Origin of the sequence: Methylibium sp. (assembly GCF_013817345.1) — a bacterium.
Classification (GTDB): domain Bacteria; phylum Pseudomonadota; class Gammaproteobacteria; order Burkholderiales; family Burkholderiaceae_C; genus Methylibium.
In genome coordinates this window covers 1-19,540 of the sequence record NZ_JACDCW010000077.1, presented here as the reverse complement: position 1 = coordinate 19,540, position 19,540 = coordinate 1, and the positions used below count along the sequence as shown (strand labels likewise).

Annotated in this window: 15 protein-coding genes; 2 read left to right on the top strand and 13 right to left on the bottom strand. The window is 69.6% G+C overall.

Going from position 1 to position 19,540, the window contains the following annotated elements; translation table 11 throughout:
• Nucleotides 1-338: 338 nt before the first annotated feature.
• The 12 genes from murC to H0W40_RS14140 form a co-directional block, all read right to left on the bottom strand.
• Entirely contained in the window at nt 339-1,751 is a 1,413-nt protein-coding gene (gene murC, locus H0W40_RS14195; protein ID WP_292447294.1) for a UDP-N-acetylmuramate--L-alanine ligase, read from the bottom strand.
• Nucleotides 1,748-2,851, bottom strand: a complete 1,104-nt coding sequence (gene murG, locus H0W40_RS14190) for an undecaprenyldiphospho-muramoylpentapeptide beta-N-acetylglucosaminyltransferase (protein ID WP_292447292.1) — start codon at nt 2,849-2,851, stop codon at nt 1,748-1,750. Before murG ends, murC begins: the two co-directional genes overlap by 4 nt.
• Entirely contained in the window at nt 2,848-4,035 is a 1,188-nt protein-coding gene (gene ftsW / locus H0W40_RS14185) for a putative lipid II flippase FtsW (RefSeq protein WP_292447299.1), read from the bottom strand. The genes murG and ftsW overlap by 4 nt, the downstream gene beginning before the upstream one ends.
• A 161-nt stretch (nt 4,036-4,196) precedes the next feature.
• A complete protein-coding gene (murD, locus tag H0W40_RS14180) occupies nt 4,197-5,996 on the bottom strand; it encodes a UDP-N-acetylmuramoyl-L-alanine--D-glutamate ligase (RefSeq protein ID WP_292447290.1) in 1,800 nt (599 codons plus the stop codon).
• 2 nt (nt 5,997-5,998) lie between these two features.
• Nucleotides 5,999-7,180 carry a phospho-N-acetylmuramoyl-pentapeptide-transferase gene (gene mraY, locus H0W40_RS14175; protein WP_292447288.1) on the bottom strand — a complete coding sequence of 394 codons (1,182 nt, stop codon included), beginning with the start codon at nt 7,178-7,180 and terminating at the stop codon, nt 5,999-6,001.
• Complete coding sequence (gene murF / locus H0W40_RS14170; RefSeq protein ID WP_292447286.1) at nt 7,180-8,607, bottom strand: UDP-N-acetylmuramoyl-tripeptide--D-alanyl-D-alanine ligase; 1,428 nt, start codon at nt 8,605-8,607, stop codon at nt 7,180-7,182. Before murF ends, mraY begins: the two co-directional genes overlap by 1 nt.
• Nucleotides 8,604-10,211 (bottom strand): Mur ligase family protein, encoded by a 1,608-nt coding sequence (locus tag H0W40_RS14165; RefSeq protein WP_292447285.1) that lies wholly within the window; start codon nt 10,209-10,211, stop codon nt 8,604-8,606. The genes murF and H0W40_RS14165 overlap by 4 nt, the downstream gene beginning before the upstream one ends.
• Nucleotides 10,212-11,966: a penicillin-binding protein 2 gene (locus H0W40_RS14160; protein ID WP_292447296.1), complete on the bottom strand. Its 1,755-nt coding sequence runs from the start codon at nt 11,964-11,966 to the stop codon at nt 10,212-10,214. It lies immediately after the preceding gene.
• Nucleotides 11,967-12,079: 113 nt separating this feature from the next.
• Nucleotides 12,080-12,397, bottom strand: coding sequence for a cell division protein FtsL (gene ftsL / locus H0W40_RS14155; protein WP_292447283.1), 318 nt, complete (start codon nt 12,395-12,397; stop codon nt 12,080-12,082).
• Nucleotides 12,394-13,422, bottom strand: a complete 1,029-nt coding sequence (rsmH, locus tag H0W40_RS14150; RefSeq protein WP_292447281.1) for a 16S rRNA (cytosine(1402)-N(4))-methyltransferase RsmH — start codon at nt 13,420-13,422, stop codon at nt 12,394-12,396. Before rsmH ends, ftsL begins: the two co-directional genes overlap by 4 nt.
• Before the next feature lie 6 nt (nt 13,423-13,428).
• Nucleotides 13,429-13,869 carry a division/cell wall cluster transcriptional repressor MraZ gene (gene mraZ, locus H0W40_RS14145; protein WP_292447279.1) on the bottom strand — a complete coding sequence of 147 codons (441 nt, stop codon included), beginning with the start codon at nt 13,867-13,869 and terminating at the stop codon, nt 13,429-13,431.
• Nucleotides 13,870-14,140: 271 nt separating this feature from the next.
• Nucleotides 14,141-14,605, bottom strand: a complete 465-nt coding sequence (locus H0W40_RS14140; protein ID WP_292447277.1) for an SRPBCC family protein — start codon at nt 14,603-14,605, stop codon at nt 14,141-14,143.
• 262 nt (nt 14,606-14,867) lie between these two features.
• Between H0W40_RS14140 and H0W40_RS14135 the strand changes: the two genes are divergently transcribed.
• Nucleotides 14,868-15,386, top strand: a complete 519-nt coding sequence (locus tag H0W40_RS14135; protein ID WP_292447275.1) for a chemotaxis protein CheW — start codon at nt 14,868-14,870, stop codon at nt 15,384-15,386.
• 125 nt (nt 15,387-15,511) lie between these two features.
• Nucleotides 15,512-17,971 (top strand): ATP-binding protein, encoded by a 2,460-nt coding sequence (locus tag H0W40_RS14130; protein WP_292447273.1) that lies wholly within the window; start codon nt 15,512-15,514, stop codon nt 17,969-17,971.
• A 105-nt stretch (nt 17,972-18,076) separates the two neighbouring features.
• On the opposite strand, the gene H0W40_RS14125 is transcribed toward H0W40_RS14130, so the two are convergent.
• Nucleotides 18,077-19,300 carry a multidrug effflux MFS transporter gene (locus H0W40_RS14125; RefSeq protein ID WP_292447269.1) on the bottom strand — a complete coding sequence of 408 codons (1,224 nt, stop codon included), beginning with the start codon at nt 19,298-19,300 and terminating at the stop codon, nt 18,077-18,079.
• Nucleotides 19,301-19,540 lie beyond the last annotated feature (240 nt).

The following is a 19,540-nucleotide window of genomic DNA, read 5'->3' as shown; positions in this document are numbered from 1 at the left end:
TGCCTGCATCGAATCGTTCTCCTCTCCATAGAGAGCGAGCGCTGTTTGGCAAAGCCGAGGGCGGGCGGCGGGCGCAGCGCCTGTGCGGCGGCGAGCAGCGCAGGGCTCGTGGCTGCGCGCGCAGCGCGCTTCGTGATCTGACTCGTCGCAGCTGTCTGAGCGCAGTGAGCACAGCGAACGCAGCGAGTTTTGCGACGCAGCCACGAGACCGAGCAGCACAGCGCAGTCGGCCCACAGGGCCGACCGCCGCACCGAAGCGAAGCCCGCCGCCCGCCCGCGGCTTTGCTCCCGCCGAACCACGACAAAGGCCCCCTTGCTCAGGCAATCCACGACCGGCCTCATGCCTTGCCCCTCTGGCTCAACTCAACCACCTGCGCCGCCACCGAACCGATGCTTCCGGCGCCCATCGTGATAACCACATCCCCGTCTTGCGCCGCGTCGAGCACGGCCTCAGCCATGTCGCCGATCTCGTCGACGAACACCGGCTCTGTCTTGCCCGCCACGCGCAACGCCCGCGCCAACGCCCGGCCGTCGGCCGCGACGATCGGCGCTTCGCCGGCGGCATACACCTCGCCGAGGAGCACCGCGTCGGCCGTGCCCATGACCTTGACGAAATCCTCGAAGCAGTCGCGCGTGCGGGTGTAGCGGTGCGGCTGGAAAGCGATGACCAGGCGCCGGCCCGGGAAGGCGCCGCGCGCCGCGGCGATCACCGCCGCCAATTCGACCGGGTGGTGGCCGTAGTCGTCGACGAGCGTGAAGCTGCCGCCGCCGCGGCAGGCCAGCTCGCCGTGCCGCTGGAAGCGACGGCCCACACCCGTGAACCCAGCCAGTCCCGCGACGACGGGCGCGTCGGGCAGCTCCAGTTCGGCTGCCACGGCGATCACCGCCAATGCGTTGAGCACGTTGTGCACGCCGGGCAGGTTGAGCGTGACCGGCAGGTCGGGCATGCGCGTGCCGTTGCGCCGCTGGCAGACGAAGCGCATCTGCCCGCCGGGCAGCGCCTGCACGTCGACGGCGCGGATCTGCGCGTCCTCGCCGAGCCCGTAGCTCACCACCGGGCGCGAGATCGCCGGGATGATGGAGCGCACGGCGGCATCGTCGGTACAGATGATGGCCGCGCCGTAGAAGGGCATGCGGTGCAGGAACTCGACGAAGGCGCCCTTGAGGCGCTCGAAGTCGTGCCCGTAGGTGTCCATGTGGTCGGCGTCGATGTTGGTGACGACGCTGAGCACCGGGTTGAGGTTGAGGAAGGAGGCGTCGGACTCGTCGGCCTCGACCACGATGAAGTCGCCGTCGCCCAGCCGCGAATTGGCGCCCGCGCTGATGAGCCGCCCGCCGATCACGAAGGTGGGGTCGAGCCCGGCCTCGTGCAGCACGCTGGCCACGAGCGAAGTGGTGGTTGTCTTGCCGTGGGTGCCGGCGATGGCGATGCCCTGCTTCAGGCGCATCAGTTCGGCCAGCATCAACGCGCGCGGCACCAGCGGCACGCGCGCGGCAAGGGCCGCCTGCACCTCGGGGTTGTCGGCGCCCACGGCCGTGGAAGTGACCACTGCCTCGGCGCCGGCGATGTGCGCGGCGTCGTGACCGATCGCCACGCGGATACCCAGCGAGGCCAGGCGGCGCGTCACGGCGCCGTCGTGCTGGTCCGAGCCCGAGACGACGTAGCCCAGGTTGTGCAGGATCTCGGCGATGCCGCTCATGCCGGCGCCGCCGACGCCGACGAAGTGGATGTGCTTGACGGCGTGCTTCATGCCTTCACCGCCAGTCTTTCGAGCTCGTCGGCCACCCGCGCCGCCGCACGCGGGCGCGATAGCGAGCGCGCCTTCTCCGCCATCGCCAGCAACTGCCCGCGATCCAGCCCGCGCAGCAGGTCGGCCAGCCCCTGGGGCGACAGCTCCGCCTGCGGCAGATGCACGGCCGCACCGTGCTGCGCCATGTATTGCGCGTTGTCGCGCTGGTGCGAGGTGGTGCTCACGATCAGCGGCACCAGCACGCTGGCCACGCCGGCCGCGCACAGTTCGCTGACCGTCACGGCGCCGGCGCGGCAGACCACCAGGTCGCAATGCGCCAGCCGGCGCGGCATGTCGTCGATGAAGGGAACGACCTCCATGTCCTCGCCGTCCGGAGCGATGCCCGCCGCCACATAAGCGGCCTTGACCGCATCGCGGTTGAGCTGCCCGGTCTGGTGCGCGACCCTCGGCCGCTCGTGCGGGGCCATCAATGCCAGCGCCTGCGGCAGCGTCTCGTTGAGCACGCGAGCGCCCAAACTGCCGCCGACGACCAGCAGGCGCAGCGGGCCTTCGCGGCCGGCGTAGCGCTCGGCCGGCACGGGCAGCGCTTCGATCTCGGCGCGTACCGGGTTGCCGGTGACCACCGCCTGCCGCGTGGTCGCCGCCGCTGCGCCGTCGAAACCGAAGGCGATGCGGTCAGCTACCGGGCCGAGCGCGCGGTTGCTCATGAGCAGGGCCGCGTCGGCATTCACGAGCAGCAGCGGCTTGCCGAGCAGCGAAGCCATCAGCCCGCCGGGGAAGCAGACATAACCGCCCATGCCCAGCACCACCGTGGCTGCACGCCGGCGCAGGATGCGCAGACAGGACGCGAAGGCGCCCAGCAGGCGCACGCCGCCGGTGAGCGTGTGCACGAGGCCCTTGCCGCGCAGGCCGCTGAACGCGACGGTGTCGAGCGCGATGCCGGCCGCCGGCACGAGACGGTTCTCCATGCCGTGGGTGGTGCCCAGCCAGCTGACGGTCCAGCCGCGGTGCTGCATCTCATCGGCCACGGCGAGGCCGGGAATGATGTGGCCGCCGGTACCGGCGGCGATGACGACGAGGTGGCGGGGGTTGGCACTCATGTCCGCCCTCCCCGCATCAACTGCCGGTTCTCGATATCCACACGCAGCACGATCGCCAACGCCACGCAGTTCATCAGAATCGCCGACCCGCCATAGCTCATCAGCGGCAAGGTCAGCCCCTTCGTCGGCAGCACACCCAGGTTCACGCCCATGTTGATGAAGGCCTGCCCGGCCAGCCAGATTCCCAGCCCCTGCGCCAGCAGGCCGGAGAAAACGCGGTCGAGCGCGATCGCCTGCCGGCCGATGTGGAACACGCGCCGGGCCAGCCAGAAAAAGGCCGCAATGACCAGCGCAACGCCGACGAAGCCGAGTTCCTCGCCGATCACCGCGAGCAGGAAGTCGGTGTGCGCCTCTGGCAGGTAGTGCAGCTTCTCGACCGACGAGCCTAGCCCCTGCCCGAAGATTTCGCCGCGCCCGAAGGCGATCAGCGAGTGCGTGAGCTGATAGGAGGTGCCCAGCGTGTACTTCGCGTCCCAGGGGTCGAGGTAGGCGAAGATGCGCTCGCGCCGCCAATCGCTCAGCGTGATCATCAGCACGAAGGCGCCCACCAGCAGCAGGCTGATGAGCAGGAACATGCGGCCGTTGACGCCGCCAAGAAACAGGATGCCCATGGCGATGGTCGCGATGACCATGAAGGCGCCCATGTCGGGCTCGGCCAGCAGCAGTACGCCGACGATCACGACCGACACCGCCATCGGCGTGACGGCGCGCCAGAAGTTTTCCTTGATCTCCATCTTGCGCACCATGTAGCCGGCGGCATACAGAGCCATGGCGAGCTTGGCGAGTTCGGAGGGCTGGAAGGTCATCGCGCCCAGCGAGATCCAGCGCTGCGCGCCGTTGACGCCCCGGCCCACGCCCGGGATCAGCACCACCGCCAGCAGCACGAGCGAGCCGAGGAAGAACAGCGGCGACCACTTCTCCCACACGCTCATGGGGATTTGCACCGCGACGATCACCGCCAGGCCGGCGACGAGGATCGAGATCACGTGGCGCAGCAGGAAGTGCGTGGGCTCGTAGCGCGCGAAGCGCGGGCTGTCGGGCAGCGCGACCGAGGCCGAATAGACCATCACCGTGCCGAGCGCCAGCAACGCGATCACCACCCAGACCAGCGCCTGGTCGAAGCCGAGCAGGCGAGCGGGCTGGCCGGAGGAAACGCTGACCCAGTCACGGATCGGCAGCGACATCGGGGTGCCGGGCTTGCGCAGTTCGGCAAACCGCTCTCCCATTGATTTCGAGCCTGGCTCCGTGCTGCCCGCCACGGCGGCGCGGCGCGACAGCAATGCGCCGACGCGAGCGCGCAGCGCCTCGAGCCCGAAGCGGTGGTCGGCCGTGCCGGCGGAGCGGTTCATGCCGCTTCTCCGCATTCGAGCGCCAGGGCCTGCACCGCCGCCGCGAAGACCTCGGCCCGGTGCCCGTAGTTGCGGAACATGTCCAGGCTGGCGCAGGCCGGGCTCATGAGCACGGCATCACCGGGCCGTGCCTGTGCGAAGCACCAGCGGGTGGCGTCCTCGAGCGTGGCATGGCGCACAAGCGGCACGTTCGTGCCCGAAAGAGCCGCCTCCAGGGCCGGTGCGTCGCGGCCGATCAACGCGACCGCTCGCGCGTGGCGGGCGAGCGGGGCGGTCAGCGGCCCGAAGTCCTGGCCCTTGCCGTCGCCGCCCAGGATCACGGCGAGCTTCGCGGGCGCCTTGTCAGCGCCCAGACCGTCGATGGCCGCGACCGTCGCGCCCACGTTGGTGCCCTTGCTGTCGTCGTAGGCCTCGATCTCGCCCACCGTGGCGAGAAACTCGACGCGGTGCGGCTCGCCGCGGTAGTCGCGCAGGCCGTGCAGCATGGGCGCGAGCGGCCGGCCGATGGCCGTGGCCAGCGCCAGCGCCGCGAGCGCATTGGCGGCGTTGTGGCGCCCGCGGATGCGCAGCGCGTCGGCGGGCATGAGGCGCTGCACGTGCAGCTCGAACGTGTCGTCGCCCTTCTTGCGCTTGAGGGTCTTGTCGGCTTCGAGCGCGCGCACCAGCCAGGCCATGCCGTTCTCGACCACGAGGCCGTAGTCGCCCGGCGCGCGTGGGGCATCGAGGCCGAAGCGCACGACCTTGCGGTGCATGGTCTGGCTGCGTGCGCCGCGTGTCGCGCCCTTGACGACTTGCGGCGGCGGCACCATGGCTTCGACCTGCGGATCGTCGCGGTTGACGACCATCACCGTGGAGGCGCCGCCATAGACGCGCGCCTTGGCTTTCGCGTAGGCCGACATCGAGCCGTGCCAGTCGAGGTGGTCCTGGCTGAGGTTGAGCACGGCGGCAGCGCTGGGTTCGAAGCCCTGCACGGTGTCGAGCTGAAAGCTGGAGAGTTCGAGGATCCAGGCTTCGGGGAGGTGTTCGAAGACGGGGGAGGCGGGTGGCGGGGGTGCAAGCGGAACCGGTCCGGACTCGTCGGCGTCGGTAGAACGCGCTGCGCCTGCACCCTCACCCCAGCCCTCTCCCACTGGCGTAGGAGAGGGAGCAAGAAGCTGCTCGTCGTCCCCAGTGCCTGACCGCTCTTCAACGGCCGCGGAATTCGCAGTACGAGGCGATACCTCTGCGGTGAGCGGTCCGGCCCCCTCTGCCGCCCCGGCGGGAGAGGGCTGGGGTGAGGATGGGCCCTCGCGCTCCAGCGCCGCCGCCAAGGTCGCCAGCATCGTCGGCCCCACATTCCCTGCCACCGCCACCCGCAGCCCGCTGCGCTCGATCAGCTGCCCGCACATCACGGTGGTCGTGGTCTTGCCGTTGGTGCCGGTGATCGCAATCACCTTCGGCGCATAGCCGCGCTCGATCTTCAGCTCGGCCAGCGCCTGCGCGAACAGGTCGAGCTCGCCCTGCACCGGCACACCGAGCTCAGATGCCCTCGCCAGCAGCGGCACCAGCAGCACGTCCACCGGCGACAAGCCGGGACTCTTGAAGACGCGCTGCACGCCATCGAGCCGCGCCACGTCGAAGCCGTGCTCGAATTGCGCGGCCGGGACCGACGCCGCGAGCTCGGCCGCGCGCGGCGGGTGCTCACGTGAGTCCGCCACGCGCACCACCGCGCCCTGGCGCGCGCACCACTGCGCCATCGCCAGCCCCGATTCCCCGAGGCCCAGCACCAGCACGGTCGTGTCCGGCAGTGCGTTCATGGTCAGCGCAGCTTCAGGGTCGAAAGACCCACCAGGCACAGCAGCATGGTGATGATCCAGAAACGCACCACGACCTGCGTTTCCTTCCAGCCGGTCTTCTCGAAGTGGTGATGCAGCGGCGCCATCAACAGGATGCGACGGCCGGTGCCATAGCGGGCCTTGGTGTATTTGAAGTAAGCCACCTGCGCCATCACCGACAGCGCCTCGAGCACGAAGATGCCGCCCATGATTGCCAGCACGATTTCCTGGCGCACGATCACCGCGATCGTGCCGAGCGCGCCGCCCAGTGCGAGCGCGCCCACGTCGCCCATGAACACCTGGGCCGGATAGGCGTTGAACCACAGGAAGGCCAGGCCCGCGCCGGCCATCGCGGCACAGAAGATGAGCAACTCGCCGGCGCCGGGAATGTGCGGCAGCAGCAGGTAGCTGGAGAACACCGCGTTGCCGGTCACGTAGGCGAACACGCCTAGCGCCGAGCCCACCATCACCACCGGCATGATCGCCAGGCCGTCCAGCCCGTCGGTGAGGTTCACCGCGTTGCTGCTGCCCACGATGACGATGTAGGTCAGGATGATGAAACCGAACACGCCCAGCGGATAGCTGATGGTCTTGAAGAACGGCACCATCAGGTCGGCGCGTGCCGGCAGCTCTTGCGTGAAGCCGCTGCCGACCCAGGAGATGAAGAGCTGGATCACGCGCAGGTTGGAGGTCTCGGCCACGCTGAAAGCGAGGTAGAGCGCGGCGATCAGCCCGATCACCGACTGCCACAGGTACTTGTCGCGCGAGCGCATGCCCTCGGGGTTCTTGTCGACGACCTTGCGCCAGTCGTCCACCCAACCGATCGCGCCGAAACCGAAGGTCACGATCATCACGATCCACACGAAACGGTTGCTCCAGTCGAACCAGAGCAGCGTGCTGATCGCGATCGAAAGCAGGATCAGCGCGCCGCCCATCGTCGGTGTGCCGCGCTTGGCGAGGTGCTCCGCAATGCCGTACTCGCGGATCGGCTGGCCGATCTTGAGTTCGGTCAGCCGGCGGATCACGAAGGGGCCGAGCGCCAGCCCGATGAGCAGCGCCGTCATCGCCGCCATCACCGCGCGAAAGGTCAGGTACTGGAACACGCGCAGCACGCCGAGCTGCTCGGGGTAAAGCACTTGAAGCCACTGGCTCAGGCTGACGAGCATCAGGCGGTCCCTCCGTCGGCGGCAGCGGCACGCAGGGCGGCGACCGCCTGTTCCATCTTCATGAAACGCGAGCCCTTGACGACGATCGCGCCGGCCGGCGGCAGCCCGCCGCTGCGGAGCGCAGCGAGCAAAGCCGCCGTGTCGTCGAAGCCGCGCGCGCCGGAGCCGAAGGCGTCGGCGGCAGCGAGGCTGGCGGCACCGGCCGTCCACAGCACATCGATGCCCTGCGCTTGCGCATAGGCACCGACCTCAGCGTGGAACTGCGGCCCGCGCTCGCCCACTTCACCCATGTCGCCGAGCAGCAGCCAGCGCGGCGCCGGCAAGGTGGCCAGCACGTCGATGGCGGCGCGAACCGAATCGGGATTGGCGTTGTAGCTGTCGTCGATCAGCGTGACCTCGCGACCCTGCAGCCTGAGCGTGCCGACCTGCGAGCGCCCCTTGACCGGCACGAAGGCCTCCAGGCCGCGCCCCACGGCTTGCAGCGGGCAGCCCGCCGCGAGCGCGCACGCGGCCGCCGCCAGCGCGTTCTTGACGTTGTGCCGGCCGGCCACATGCAGCCGGATGGCCGTGGCACCGGCGGGGGTGTGCAGCACGGCGGCCCAGTGGTCGCCGCTCCACACCGCCTCGGCCGTCAGATCGGCCTCGCCTTCGAGCGCGAAAGTGAGCGTCGGCCGGCTGCCGGCGAGCTCCTGCCACACCGGCGCATGCGCATCGTCGGCGGGGAACACCGCCGTGCCGGTGGGACCCAGCGCCGAGAGGGCCGCGCCGTTCTCGCGCGCCACCGCCTCCACCGTGGCCATGAACTCCTGGTGCTCGCGCTGCGCGTTGTTGACCAGCGCGATGGTCGGCGCGGTGAAGCCGGCCAGCAAAGCGATCTCACCCGGGTGGTTCATGCCGAGCTCGACCACGCCCGCGCGGTGCCAGGGGCCGCCTTCGCCGCTTTGCTGGCGCAGCCGCAGCAGGGTGAGCGGCACGCCGATGTCGTTGTTGAAGTTGCCTTCGGTCGAGAACGCGCCCTCGCCCAGCCAGGCGCGCAGGATGCTCGCGATCATCTGCGTGACCGTGGTCTTGCCGTTGCTGCCGGCCACGGCGATCAGCGGCAGACTCATGCGAGCACGCCAGTTCGCAGCAAGCAAGCCGAGCGCGGCGCGCGTGTCGGCCACGAGCAGTCCGGGCAGGCCGGCCTCGGCCAGGCGGTGCTCGGCCAGCGCCGCGACCGCGCCCGCGGCGCGCGCCTGCGGCAGGAAGTCGTGCGCGTCGAAGCGCTCGCCGCGCAGCGCCACGAAAAGGTCGCCCGCGCGAAGCGTGCGGGTGTCGCTGTGCACCCGGGCAATCGGGGTGACGGGATCGCCGATCAACTTCGAGCCGGGCAGCAGCGCATGCGCCAAGGCCAGATCCATCATCACGGGGGGCGACATCGGGCTCATGCGCGGCTCCTGCGCAAGAGTGCCAGTTCGGCCTCGGCGACGTCGGAAAACGGCTGCCTCACGCCGCCCGTCTCCTGATAGTCTTCGTGGCCCTTGCCGGCGATGAGCACCAGGTCGCGCGGCGCGGCCCCGGCGATGACCTGCGCAATGGCCGAGCGACGGTCCTCGATCACGCTGGCCGCAGCCGGCCGCTGCAGTCCCGCCGCGATCTGCGCCAGGATGGCCGCGGGCGCCTCGAAGCGCGGGTTGTCGCTGGTGAGCACCACCGCATCGGCCAGCCGCTCTGCAATCGTGCCCATCGGCGCGCGCTTGCTGGCGTCACGGTTGCCGCCGCAGCCGAACACGCACAGCAGGCGACCACCGCGCACCTGCGCGAGCGGGCGCAGCGCGGTCAGCGCTTTCTCCAGCGCGTCGGGCGTGTGGGCGTAATCGACGACCACCTCGGGCAGGCACTCGCTCCCCGCCCCAGGGGCGGTCGCCGCGTCCGGGGCCCGTGCCATCATCACTCGCTGCAGCCGGCCCGGCACAGGCGTGAGTTCCGAAACGACGGACGCCGCCTCGTTCAGCGAAATGCCGAGCGCGCGCAGCCCGCCGATCACCGCCAGCAGGTTGGCGACGTTGTAGTCGCCGATCAGTGTGCTGCGCACGGCCGCTGCCTCGCCGGCCTCGTGCACGGTGAAGGCGAGCCCGTCGCTCGCGTGATCGATGTCGCTCGCGTGCAGCCGCGCGGCGCCGGCGTGGGCGGCGCGGGTGGAGTAAGTCCAGAGTTCGAGCGCCCCGCCCTTCAGCTCGCCGGCCAACGCCGCGCCGTGCTCGTCGTCGACGTTGACCACCGCTGCGGCCAGTCCGGGCCAGGAGAACAAGCGGCGCTTGGCGGCCCAGTAGGCTTCCATGCTCCCGTGGTAATCGAGATGGTCACGCGTGAGGTTGGTGAACAGGGCCACGTCGAGCTTCGCGCCGGCAAGGCGGTGCTCGTCGAGGCCGATCGACGAGGCTTCGATCGCGCAGGCGGCGTAGCCTTCGTCGACCATGCGGCGCAGCGCGGCCTGCAGCACCACGGGATCGGGCGTGGTCAGGCCGGTCGCTTGCAGGCGCGCCGGCGCGGCCGGTCCGGGCGAATCCATGCTGGCCGCGCCGCCATGAGACGGCTCGCCGTGCGCCGTGCTGCCGCCCGGCGGCTGCCCGATGCCCAGCGTGCCCACCACCGCGCAGCGCCGGCCCAGCAGCGACAGGGCCTGCGCGATCCACCATGCCGTGGACGTCTTGCCGTTGGTGCCGGTGACGGCGAGCATCTGCAGCGCGCGGGAGGGCTGAGCGTAGAAGAGGTCGGCGATGGGGCCGGTCGCGGCCTTGAGCGAAGCCAGCGCACCGATGCGCGCATCGTCGAAGCCGTGCGCCTCGACGCCCTCGGCCTCGACCAGGCACAGCGCAGCCCCGGCCGCCAGCGCATCGCCGACGAAGCGGCGGCCGTCGGTCACATGGCCCGGCCAGGCGATGAAAGCGTCGCCATGCCGCACCTCGCGGCTGTCGGTGCGCAGTCTGCCGCGCGTGCCGGCATGCAGCCAGCTCGCGGCGGCCTGCGGGGAGGCGAGTTCGGTAAGCATCTAGAAACTCTCCTCCACCGCCTCGAGCTCCCGCGCCACGATCTGCGGGGTCACTTCGATGTCGGGCGCCACGCCCATGGTGCGCAGGCTTTGCTGCACCACCGCGCTGAACACCGGCGCAGCAACGTCGCCGCCGTAGTGCTTGCCGGCATCGGGCTCGTCGACCATCACCGCGACCACGATGCGCGGCTTGCTCACCGGCGCCAGACCGACGAACCACGAGCGGTACTTGTCGGTCGAGTAACCCTTGCCTTCCTGCTTGTAGGCCGTGCCGGTCTTGCCGCCGACCGAATAGCCGATGGCCTGCGCCTTGGGTGCCGTGCCGCCCTCGCCGGCGGCCATCTGCAGCATGTCGCGCACCGCGCGCGTGGTCTCCGGCGAGAACACTTGCACGCCTTCGGTCGGCCGATCGAGCTTGGTGATCGACACCGGCATCAGCTCGCCGTCGCGCGCGAACACGCTGTAGGCCCGGGCGATCTGAAACAGGCTCGCCGAAAGCCCGTAGCCGTAGCTCATCGTCGCCTGCTCGATCGGCCGCCAGGTCTTGTGGGGCCGCAGGCGGCCGGTCACGGCGCCGGGGAATTCGAGCCGGGGCTTCTGGCCCATGCCGATCGCGGAGAACATCTCCCACATCTCCTGCGCCGGCATCTGCATCGCCATCTTGACGGTGCCGACGTTGCTCGATTTCTGGATCACCTGCTCGACCGTCAGCACACCATACGGTTTGTGATCGCGGATGGTGCGCCCGGTGATCGTCATGCGGCCCGGTGCCGTGTCGATGCGCGTGCCGGGGCGAACACGGCCGGTCTCGATGGCCAACGCGGCGATGAAGGGCTTCATGGTCGAGCCGGGCTCGAAGGTGTCGGTCAGCGCGCGGTTGCGCAGTTGCTCACCGCTCAGCTTGCGGCGGTCGCCGGGGGTGAAGCTCGGGTAGTTGGCCAGCGCCAGCAGCTCGCCGGTCTGCACATCGAGCACCACGACGCTGCCGGCCTTGGCCTTGTGTTCGGCCACCGCGTCGCGGATGCGCTGGTAGGCGAAGAACTGCAGCTTGGTGTCCAGCGAAAGCTGGATGTCGTGGCCGTCGACCGGCGGCACGCTCTCGCCGATGTCTTCGACGATGCGGCCGAGCCGGTCCTTGATGACGCGGCGGGTGCCGTCGCGCCCGGCCAGCGCGTCCTGGAAGGCCAGCTCGATGCCTTCCTGCCCGCGATCCTCGACGTTGGTGAAGCCCACCACGTGCGCGGCCGCCTCGCCCTCCGGATAGCGGCGCTTGTATTCGGTCAGCTGGTGGATCCCCTCGAGCTTCAGCGCCTTGACCTGCTGCGCCACCGCCTCGTCGACCTGGCGGCGCAGATAGACGAAGTTGGGGTTGTCGTCGAGCTTTCGGTTCAACTCCGCCGGCGTCATGGACAGCAGCTTGGCGAGGGCACGGCGGTCGCCCCTCGCGGCGTCGAAATCCTTCGGGATTGCCCAGATGGTCGGTGCCGGCACGCTGGAGGCGAGCAGCAGGCCGCTGCGGTCGATGATGCGGCCGCGGTTGGCCGGCAGCTCCAGCGTGCGCGCGTAGCGGTTCTCGCCCTGCTGCTGATAGAAAGCAGTGTCGATCACCTGCACGTCGAGCGCGCGGCCGAGCAGCACCACGAAGCCGACGCCGATGCCGGCAACCAGCAGCTTGGAGCGCCAGGGCGGCGTCTTCGAGGCGAGCAAGGGGCTGGTCGCGTAGCGCACGCTGCGCACACTCGCTGCGCCGGGCACGGGGCGGCTGCCGCGTCCCGCACCGGGCCGGCCGGCCGGCTTGCGCGAGCCTCGGCCAGTGCCGCGCGGCTGACGCCGTGCGGCCCAACCGGCCAGCTTGTCGCCGAGCCAGCTCACCGTGGCGGCTCCGCGGGCACGGCAGCGGCAGGCGCGGCGCTTGCAGGCCGCGCCGGCATCTCGACGTACTCGGTGACGGCCGGTGTCGCGCTGCGCATCTGCAGCTTCTCGCGCGCCACCTGCTCCACCCGCAGCGGCGTGGCCTGGGCGCGCTGGTCGATCTGCAGACGCTCGTGCTCAGTGTCCAGCCCCCGCGCCAGCATCTGGGCGCGATCGAGTTCGGTGAACAGGCGCCGCGACTCGTAGGACACCCTGACGAGGTACAGGCTGCTGACGACCAGCGCCAGCAGCAGCACGAGGTTCAAGCGCGTCATGAGCGCTTCCCCGCCGCCTTGCCGGCGGTGCGCGCCGCGCGCCTGCGTGGCGCAGCGGTCGCGGCATCCGGCCCCGGTGCCTGCGCCTCGGTGCGCTCGGCGACACGCAGGATCGCCGAGCGGGCGCGCGGGTTGGCGGCCACCTCCGCCGCTCCGGGCTTGATGCGCGCCAGCGCCCGCAGCCGCATCGGCCGCGCCGGGGCGAAGGGCGCGCGTCGATCGACCAGCTCGCGGCTTTCGCGGGCCACGAAGGTCTTGACGATGCGGTCCTCGAGCGAATGAAAGCTGATGACCACCAGCCGCCCGCCCGGCTTCAGGCACTCGAGCGCCGCCTCCAGCGCCTGCTCGAGCTGAGCCAGCTCGGCATTCACGAAGATGCGCAGCGCCTGGAAGGTGCGTGTGGCCGGGTTCTGTCCCGGCTCGCGCGTCTTGACAGCGCGCGCCACCAGCTCGCTGAGATCGTCGGTGGTCCGCACGGCGCGGCCCTCGTCGCGCCGCGCCACGATGGCCTTGGCGATCGGCCCGGCGAAGCGCTCCTCGCCGTAGTCGCGCACCACCTCCGCGATCGCGCGCTCGTCGGCCCGGGCCAGGAAATCGGCCGCGCTCTCGCCGCGCGTGGTATCCATGCGCATGTCCAGCGGGCCGCTGAAGCGAAAGCTGAAACCGCGCTCGGCGGTGTCGATCTGCGGCGAGCTCACACCCAGGTCGAGCAGCAGGCCGTCGATGTGGTCGAAACCGTGCGCTGCCAGCACCGAAGGAAAGTCGGCGAAAGCAGCATGCTCGATCGCGAAACGTGCATCGTCGATGCGCTCCTCGCCTTCACGCGCATGCGCCACCGCGGCCGGGTCGCGGTCGATCGCCAACAGGCGGCCCGCCGGCGAGAGCCCCGCGAGGATGAGCCGCGCATGGCCGCCGCGCCCGTAGGTGCCGTCCACGTAGTGGCCGTCGGGTGATGTCACGAGCGCGTCCACCGCCTCGTGCAGCAGCACCGTGGTGTGCTGCGCCTGCCCTGCCCGCGGATCCATGGCGCGTCAGAAGGAAAAGTCTTGCAGGACATCGGGCAGGCCCTGCTGCATCACCTCGGCCTCATGGGCCGCGTAGCGCTCGGCGTCCCACAGTTCGAAGTGGCTGCCCATGCCGAGCAGCAGCACGTCTTTCGCCAAGCCCGCCGCAGCACGCAGTTCAGGAGAGACGAGCACGCGTGAACTCGCGTCGATCTCAACGTCCATCGCATTGCCGAGAAAGATGCGCTTCCAGCCGACCGCCTGCATGGGCAGGGCCGCGATCTTGTCGCGGAAGATCTCCCAGGACGGGCGCGGGAAGACGAGCAGACACCCCTGCGGGTGCTTGGTGAGCGTGAGCTGCCCCTGCGCCAGGGCGGCCAGCACCTCGCGGTGGCGCGCGGGAACGACGAGGCGCCCTTTTGCGTCGAGCGCCAGCGCCGAAGCCCCCTGAAAAACGAATTGCGCCACGAACTCCCACCAAAGTGCACTTTGTCCCACTTTAGCGGAGCCCACCCGCAGGGTCAACTGCAAATGTAAGGAAATCCCAATGAAATCAACTACTTAGAGGCGACTTGAAAGGTACATTTCCACGGAAATATCGTTTCGAAGTAAGGACTTGCGGAGGCCAATGCAAGTAATGGATGAGTATTCATGCCGTGGAGCGGCCGGCCGCGCCGCCACTTCTTTCAACCGAAAGCATCGGCGGCGCGCGGTATCGGCACCGGCATCCTTGCGCGGCTCAAAGGCTCCCCAGCCGCTGCCACTCTCTGAGCGTGCGCAGCATGTCGCGGTCGTGCTCCAGCCAAGCCTGTTCGCGGTAGCCCTGCACAGCCTTGTCCTCGGCCGAAAGCGCGCCGTCGGCGCTGTAGACGAAGCGCAGGAACAAGGCGCCGGCAGCAGGCTCCTCGAGCGTGATCGTGAGGTGAACCGGCGCCGCGCCCTCGTGCGGCTGCGGCACGAAGACGATGCGCTGCTCGGGCTCGAGCCGCACGCGGTCCTCGAAGCGCAGCGAGCCGAAATGGATGCTGCGCACGCGCTCTTCCTGACTTTCGCCGACACGCGCTTCGCAGCGGTCGGGTCCGAGCTCGAAGCGCTGCGGCGACTCCACGCGCACCAGCAGGCCGCGCCACAACTCCGACCGGCTCATCGGCGCGATGCGCGGATTGCCCGGGTCGTTGACGTGCAACAGGTGTTCGAAACGCATGGCCCTGTCTCCTGATTCACGCGCGTAGCGCTGGCACATCCGGCGCGGGCACCCGCTCGACGCCGCACGGCCCAAAGCATCCTGCCAAACCGGGACCAATGCCGCTTTGTGCCGGCACATTGGCCCTTCACTGCCTTTGAGTGGACCCGACAATCCTGTCGTGGAGTGCCGCTTCGCCTCCTGCCGCTGCGGCTGACGACGAATTTCGATTCAGGCCGCACGGCGTGTACCGCGCAGCGGCCGCCCTGAACATCGCGAGGCCATGGACATGATCGAAGCACCCGTAGAAATCGCTCGCACCGAAGCAGCGCGCAGCGAGAAGAGCACGCCGACGAGCAGCGGTGAATTCCTGAGCTTTCGCCTCGGCGCCGAGGAATACGGCATCGACATCCTCAAGATCCAGGAGATCCGCTCCTACGAGCCGCCCACGCGCATTGCCAATGCGCCGGCCTTCGTCAAGGGCGTGATCAATCTGCGCGGGGTGATCGTGCCGATCGTCGATCTGCGTGTGAAGCTCGGCTGCGAAGCGGTCGACTACAACAGCTTCACCGTCGTGATCGTGCTCAACGTGAAGGGCCGCGTGATCGGCACGGTGGTCGATTCGGTGTCCGATGTGCTCGAACTCGGCCCGGAAGCGATCAAGCCCGCGCCCGAGATGTCGTGCAGCGTCGACAGCGCCTGCATCACCGGCATCGGCAGCGTCGCCGATCGGATGCTGATCCTCCTGGACATCGAAGCTCTGCTCGTCAGTCCCGACATGGGCCTCTTCGACCCGATGTGATCGCTATCTTGGCGGGCCGGGCTCGAGCCGACCGTGGCACGGCACAACATTTCCCGACTCTCCTTCTGCAGCGCCGACGCGCCGGCCACTTCCCTTTCGCTTCGCTCCCCGAGTTACCGCCCGCCATGCTGATCGCTCATTTACCCGCGGACGAACCGCAGCGCCTCGACTGCCTGCGGCAGTTGCAAGTGCTGGACACGCCTGCCGACCCGGTGCTCGACGGTCTGGTGCACTGTGCCAGCGTCGTCACCGGGTGTCCGGTCGCCCTGGTCACCTTGATCGATGCCGATCGACAGTGGTTCAAGGCCCACCATGGTCTCGACATCGACCAGACCCCGCGCGAGATGGCGTTCTGCACCCATGCGCTGTTGCGCGATGGCCTGTTCGAGGTGCCCGACGCGCTCGCCGACCCGCGTTTTGCCGACAACCCACTGGTGCTCGGCGCACCGCACATGCGCTTTTATGCCGGCGTGCCGCTCGAAGTCGACGGCCACCGGCTCGGTACCCTGTGCGTGATGGATCGCGTGCCGCGCCGGCTCACCGACGCCCAGCGCATCTCACTGCAGGGCCTGGCCCGCGCAACTCAGCACTGGTTGCTGAGCCATCGTCAGCAGATCGCGGCGACCGAACAGGTCGCACTGCTTCGCAAGTTCGGGGCGACGCTGCCCGGCTTCGTCTATCAGTTCAGGCTGTTTCCCGACGGCCGGTCCTGCTTTCCCCGCGCCAGTGCGCACGTGCACGAGTTGTTCGAGGTGGCGCCCGAAGACATCCTTCACGACGGCTCGCCGCTGTTCTCACGCGTTCACCGCAAGGATCTCGGCGGCCTGCACGCCTCGATCCAGGCCTCGGCGCGCGAGCTCACGCCTTGGCGACATGAGTTCCGTGTGTTGCTGCCCCGGCAAGGCCTGCGCTGGCACGAGGGCGCCTCGCGGCCCGAGGCGCTGCCCGACGGCAGCATCCTGTGGCACGGTTTCGTCACCGATATCACCGAGCGCAAGCAGCGCGATGCCGCGTACCGCCAGGTGCAGCAACGCTGGCAGCTTGCCGTCGATGCCGCGCGGCTCGGGCTGGTGGAGATCGACCTTGCGCGAGCGCGCGTCACGCTCGATGAGAGCGCGTCGGCGCACCATGGATTGAACCCCCCGTGTGCGAGCCTGGACTTCGAGGCCTGGCTGGCGCTCTTCGAGCCGGTCGAGGGGCGGCGGCTGCGCCACGCGATCTCGACCGCAGGCCTGGACGACGGGCTGATGCTGACGCTGCAGATCGTCGGCGCGGACGGCGCCACACGCTATCTCGAACTCGCGGCCCGGCGGCTCGGAGACGGCGCAGACGGCGCGACCTGCCTGGTCGGCGCCTGCCGCGACGTGAGCGAGCAGGTGCAGCTCGGCCAGCTCAAGCGCGACAAGCTCGCCGCCGAGCAGGCCAGCCAGGCGAAGAGCCTCTTTCTCTCCCGCGTGAGCCATGAATTGCGCACGCCGCTCAACGCCATCCTCGGTTTCACTCAACTGCTGCAGACGGACGCCACGCGGCCCCTCAACGGCCCGCAGAAGCACCGCATCGAGCAGGTGCGCCATGCCGGCGCGCATCTGCTCTCGCTGATCAACGACGTGCTCGACCTGACCCGGCTCGAGCAAGGCGGCCTGACGCTCGCGCTCGGCCCGATGCTGCTCGACGCCGCGCTCGACGACGCCGGCTCGCTGGTCGAAGCCCAGGCGCTGCAGCGCGGCGTGCGCATCGAACGCTCGGGGCCCACCGAAGCGCTGGCCGTGCGGGCCGATGCGCGGGCGCTCGGCCAGGTGCTGGTCAATCTGCTGTCCAACGGCATCAAGTACAACCGCCCCGGCGGGCGGCTGGGCGTTGCGCTGACGGTCCATTCCAGCCGCGTCGAGATTGCGGTGAGCGACGAAGGCGCCGGCCTGAGCGCACTCCAGCAAGCCGAGCTGTTCCAGCCCTTCAACCGACTCGGGGCGGAGAACCGCGGCATCGAGGGCAGCGGCCTCGGCCTGGTGATCGCCAAGGGCGCGGTCGAGGCGATGGGCGGCGAGTTGCGCGTGACGAGCGAGCCGGGCCTCGGCTCGGTGTTCAGCGTGCTGCTGCCGAGCGCCAGCGCGGCCGGGCTGCTGCGCGCCGAGCCGGCCAACACGGCCTTCCATGCGACGAGCATCTCCGCCCTGACCCGCAGCAAGTCGCGCGCCGCGACCATCCTGTACATCGAAGACGAGCCGGTCAATGCGCTGCTGGTCGTCGAGGCACTGCGCGGCATGCCGCAATGGCGCGTGGTGGTGGCGCCCGACGGCGAACAAGGCCTGGCGCTGGCCAGGCGCCTGCGGCCCGACGTGCTGCTGATCGACATCAACATCCCGCGCCTCACCGGGGACCAGGTGGTGCGCGCACTGCGGCGCGAAGCAGTCACCCGCAAGCTGCACTGCATCGCGCTGTCGGCCGATGCGCTGCCGGAGCAGATTGCCGCGGCACGCGCTGCCGGCTTCGACGATTACTGGACCAAGCCACTCGACCTGCAGCAGATGGTGCAACGGCTGCGCCTGCTACTCGCCGAACAGCCGACGCCGCAAGTCGCGGCCTGAAGCAGTGGTTGCCGCGCCGGCGGCCCCGCTGTGGCGTTGGGTGGGGGCGGCAGTGAGCAAGGCGCCCGGCCACGTTCCGGTTCGCGGTTCGCCACGCCGCCGAATTCAGCCGCGCTGGAAAGGCACCGCCAACCGCGGCTTGACCCACAGCCACGAGACAAGACCGATGCTCATGAGGCCGAGCGAGGCGATGGCGAGCAGCAGAGTGGAGTGCATGACCAGCGGCGCCAGCACGCCGGCGACCAGCGCATTGGCGGTGGCCGCCATGAAGGACTGCATCGACGAGGCCATGCCGCGCCGCGACGGCACGAGGTCGAGCACCATCAGCGTGACCACCGGCACCATCAGCGCCCAACCGAACGAGAACAGCGAAATGAGCGGCAGCGCCCACCACGCCTCGGCGGTGAAGAACGCATTGGCAAGCACGTTGACGACCGACACCGTGAGCATGATGCGAAAACCCCGCCGGATCTGCCGCGCCGCCGGCAGCTTGCCGGCCAGCCGGCCGCTCCAGAACGCGCCGCCCATGATGCCGGCGATGGTGAACAGGAAGAACCAGAAGAACTGCTGCGGCGCCAGACCGAGGTGCTCACCCACGAACACCGGCGCCGACAGCACATACAGGAACATGCCGTTGAACGGAATGCCGCTGGCCAGCGCGAGCAGGAAGAAGCGCGAGTTCGAGCCGATCTCCCGGTAGCCGCGCAGCAGGTTGCGCACGTTGAAGGGCTGCACCGCATCCGCATGCAGCGTCTCGGGCAGCAGCTTCCAGTTGGCGAACCACAGAGCCGCGCCCACGGCGGTGAGGAACCAGAAGATCGCATGCCAGTCGGCATGCACGAACAGGAAGCCGCCGATGATGGGCGCGATGGCCGGCGCCGCGCCGAAGAAGAGCGTGACCTGCGACATCACGCGCTGCGCGTCGGCCGGCGGGAACATGTCGCGGATGACCGCGCGCGAAACCACGATGCCCGCCCCGGTCGACAAGCCCTGCAGCAGCCGGAAGAACACCAGTTGGCCGATGGTCTGCGACAGCGCGCAGCCGACCGAGGCCAGGGTGAAGATCGCCACGCCCCACAGCACCACCGGGCGGCGCCCGAAGCTGTCGGACAGCGCACCGTGGAACAGGCTCATCACCGCGAAGCCGATCAGGTAGACCGACAGCGTCTGCTGCATCTGCACCGGCGTGGCGTCGATCGAAGCGGCGATGCCGGCGAAGGCCGGCAGGTAGGTGTCGATCGCGAACGGCCCGAGCATGCCCAGGCAGGCGAGCAGCACGGACAGCGCCCAGAGCGGTGCATGCCAGAGAGTTTGCGCGTTGGGATTCATACGCTGGGGCCTGCGCGGCAAGACGGCAGGCGCCGTTCCCGACTCGGTTCTTGTTCGAATGAAACGTGAAAAGTGTGAAGCGGGCCGATAGGCCGGATTCTGTGCACCGGCATCGCCTTGCGGCGTTGCCGGCGTGACCGCCATTCCTCTGGGCCGCCCCTCACGGGAACGGCTCGATGCCACCTACCCGCCAGCTCCGCGGAGCCACATCAATGCTGGCCTATTTGGTGTTGCTGCGCG

Bases quoted from the DNA above. Each gene is read 5' to 3' on its own strand.
- murD (WP_292447290.1), bottom strand. From the start codon at position 5,996: ATGAACGCACTGCCGGACACGACCGTGCTGGTGCTGGGCCTCGGGGAA.
- ftsL (WP_292447283.1), bottom strand. From the start codon at position 12,397: ATGACGCGCTTGAACCTCGTGCTGCTGCTGGCGCTGGTCGTCAGCAGC.
- mraY (WP_292447288.1), bottom strand. From the start codon at position 7,180: ATGCTCGTCAGCCTGAGCCAGTGGCTTCAAGTGCTTTACCCCGAGCAG.
- rsmH (WP_292447281.1), bottom strand. From the start codon at position 13,422: ATGGATCCGCGGGCAGGGCAGGCGCAGCACACCACGGTGCTGCTGCAC.
- murF (WP_292447286.1), bottom strand. From the start codon at position 8,607: ATGAGCCCGATGTCGCCCCCCGTGATGATGGATCTGGCCTTGGCGCAT.
- murC (WP_292447294.1), bottom strand. From the start codon at position 1,751: ATGAAGCACGCCGTCAAGCACATCCACTTCGTCGGCGTCGGCGGCGCC.
- H0W40_RS14135 (WP_292447275.1), top strand. From the start codon at position 14,868: ATGGACATGATCGAAGCACCCGTAGAAATCGCTCGCACCGAAGCAGCG.
- H0W40_RS14125 (WP_292447269.1), bottom strand. From the start codon at position 19,300: ATGAATCCCAACGCGCAAACTCTCTGGCATGCACCGCTCTGGGCGCTG.
- H0W40_RS14130 (WP_292447273.1), top strand. From the start codon at position 15,512: ATGCTGATCGCTCATTTACCCGCGGACGAACCGCAGCGCCTCGACTGC.
- murG (WP_292447292.1), bottom strand. From the start codon at position 2,851: ATGAGTGCCAACCCCCGCCACCTCGTCGTCATCGCCGCCGGTACCGGC.
- H0W40_RS14140 (WP_292447277.1), bottom strand. From the start codon at position 14,605: ATGCGTTTCGAACACCTGTTGCACGTCAACGACCCGGGCAATCCGCGC.
- H0W40_RS14165 (WP_292447285.1), bottom strand. From the start codon at position 10,211: ATGCTTACCGAACTCGCCTCCCCGCAGGCCGCCGCGAGCTGGCTGCAT.
- ftsW (WP_292447299.1), bottom strand. From the start codon at position 4,035: ATGTCGCTGCCGATCCGTGACTGGGTCAGCGTTTCCTCCGGCCAGCCC.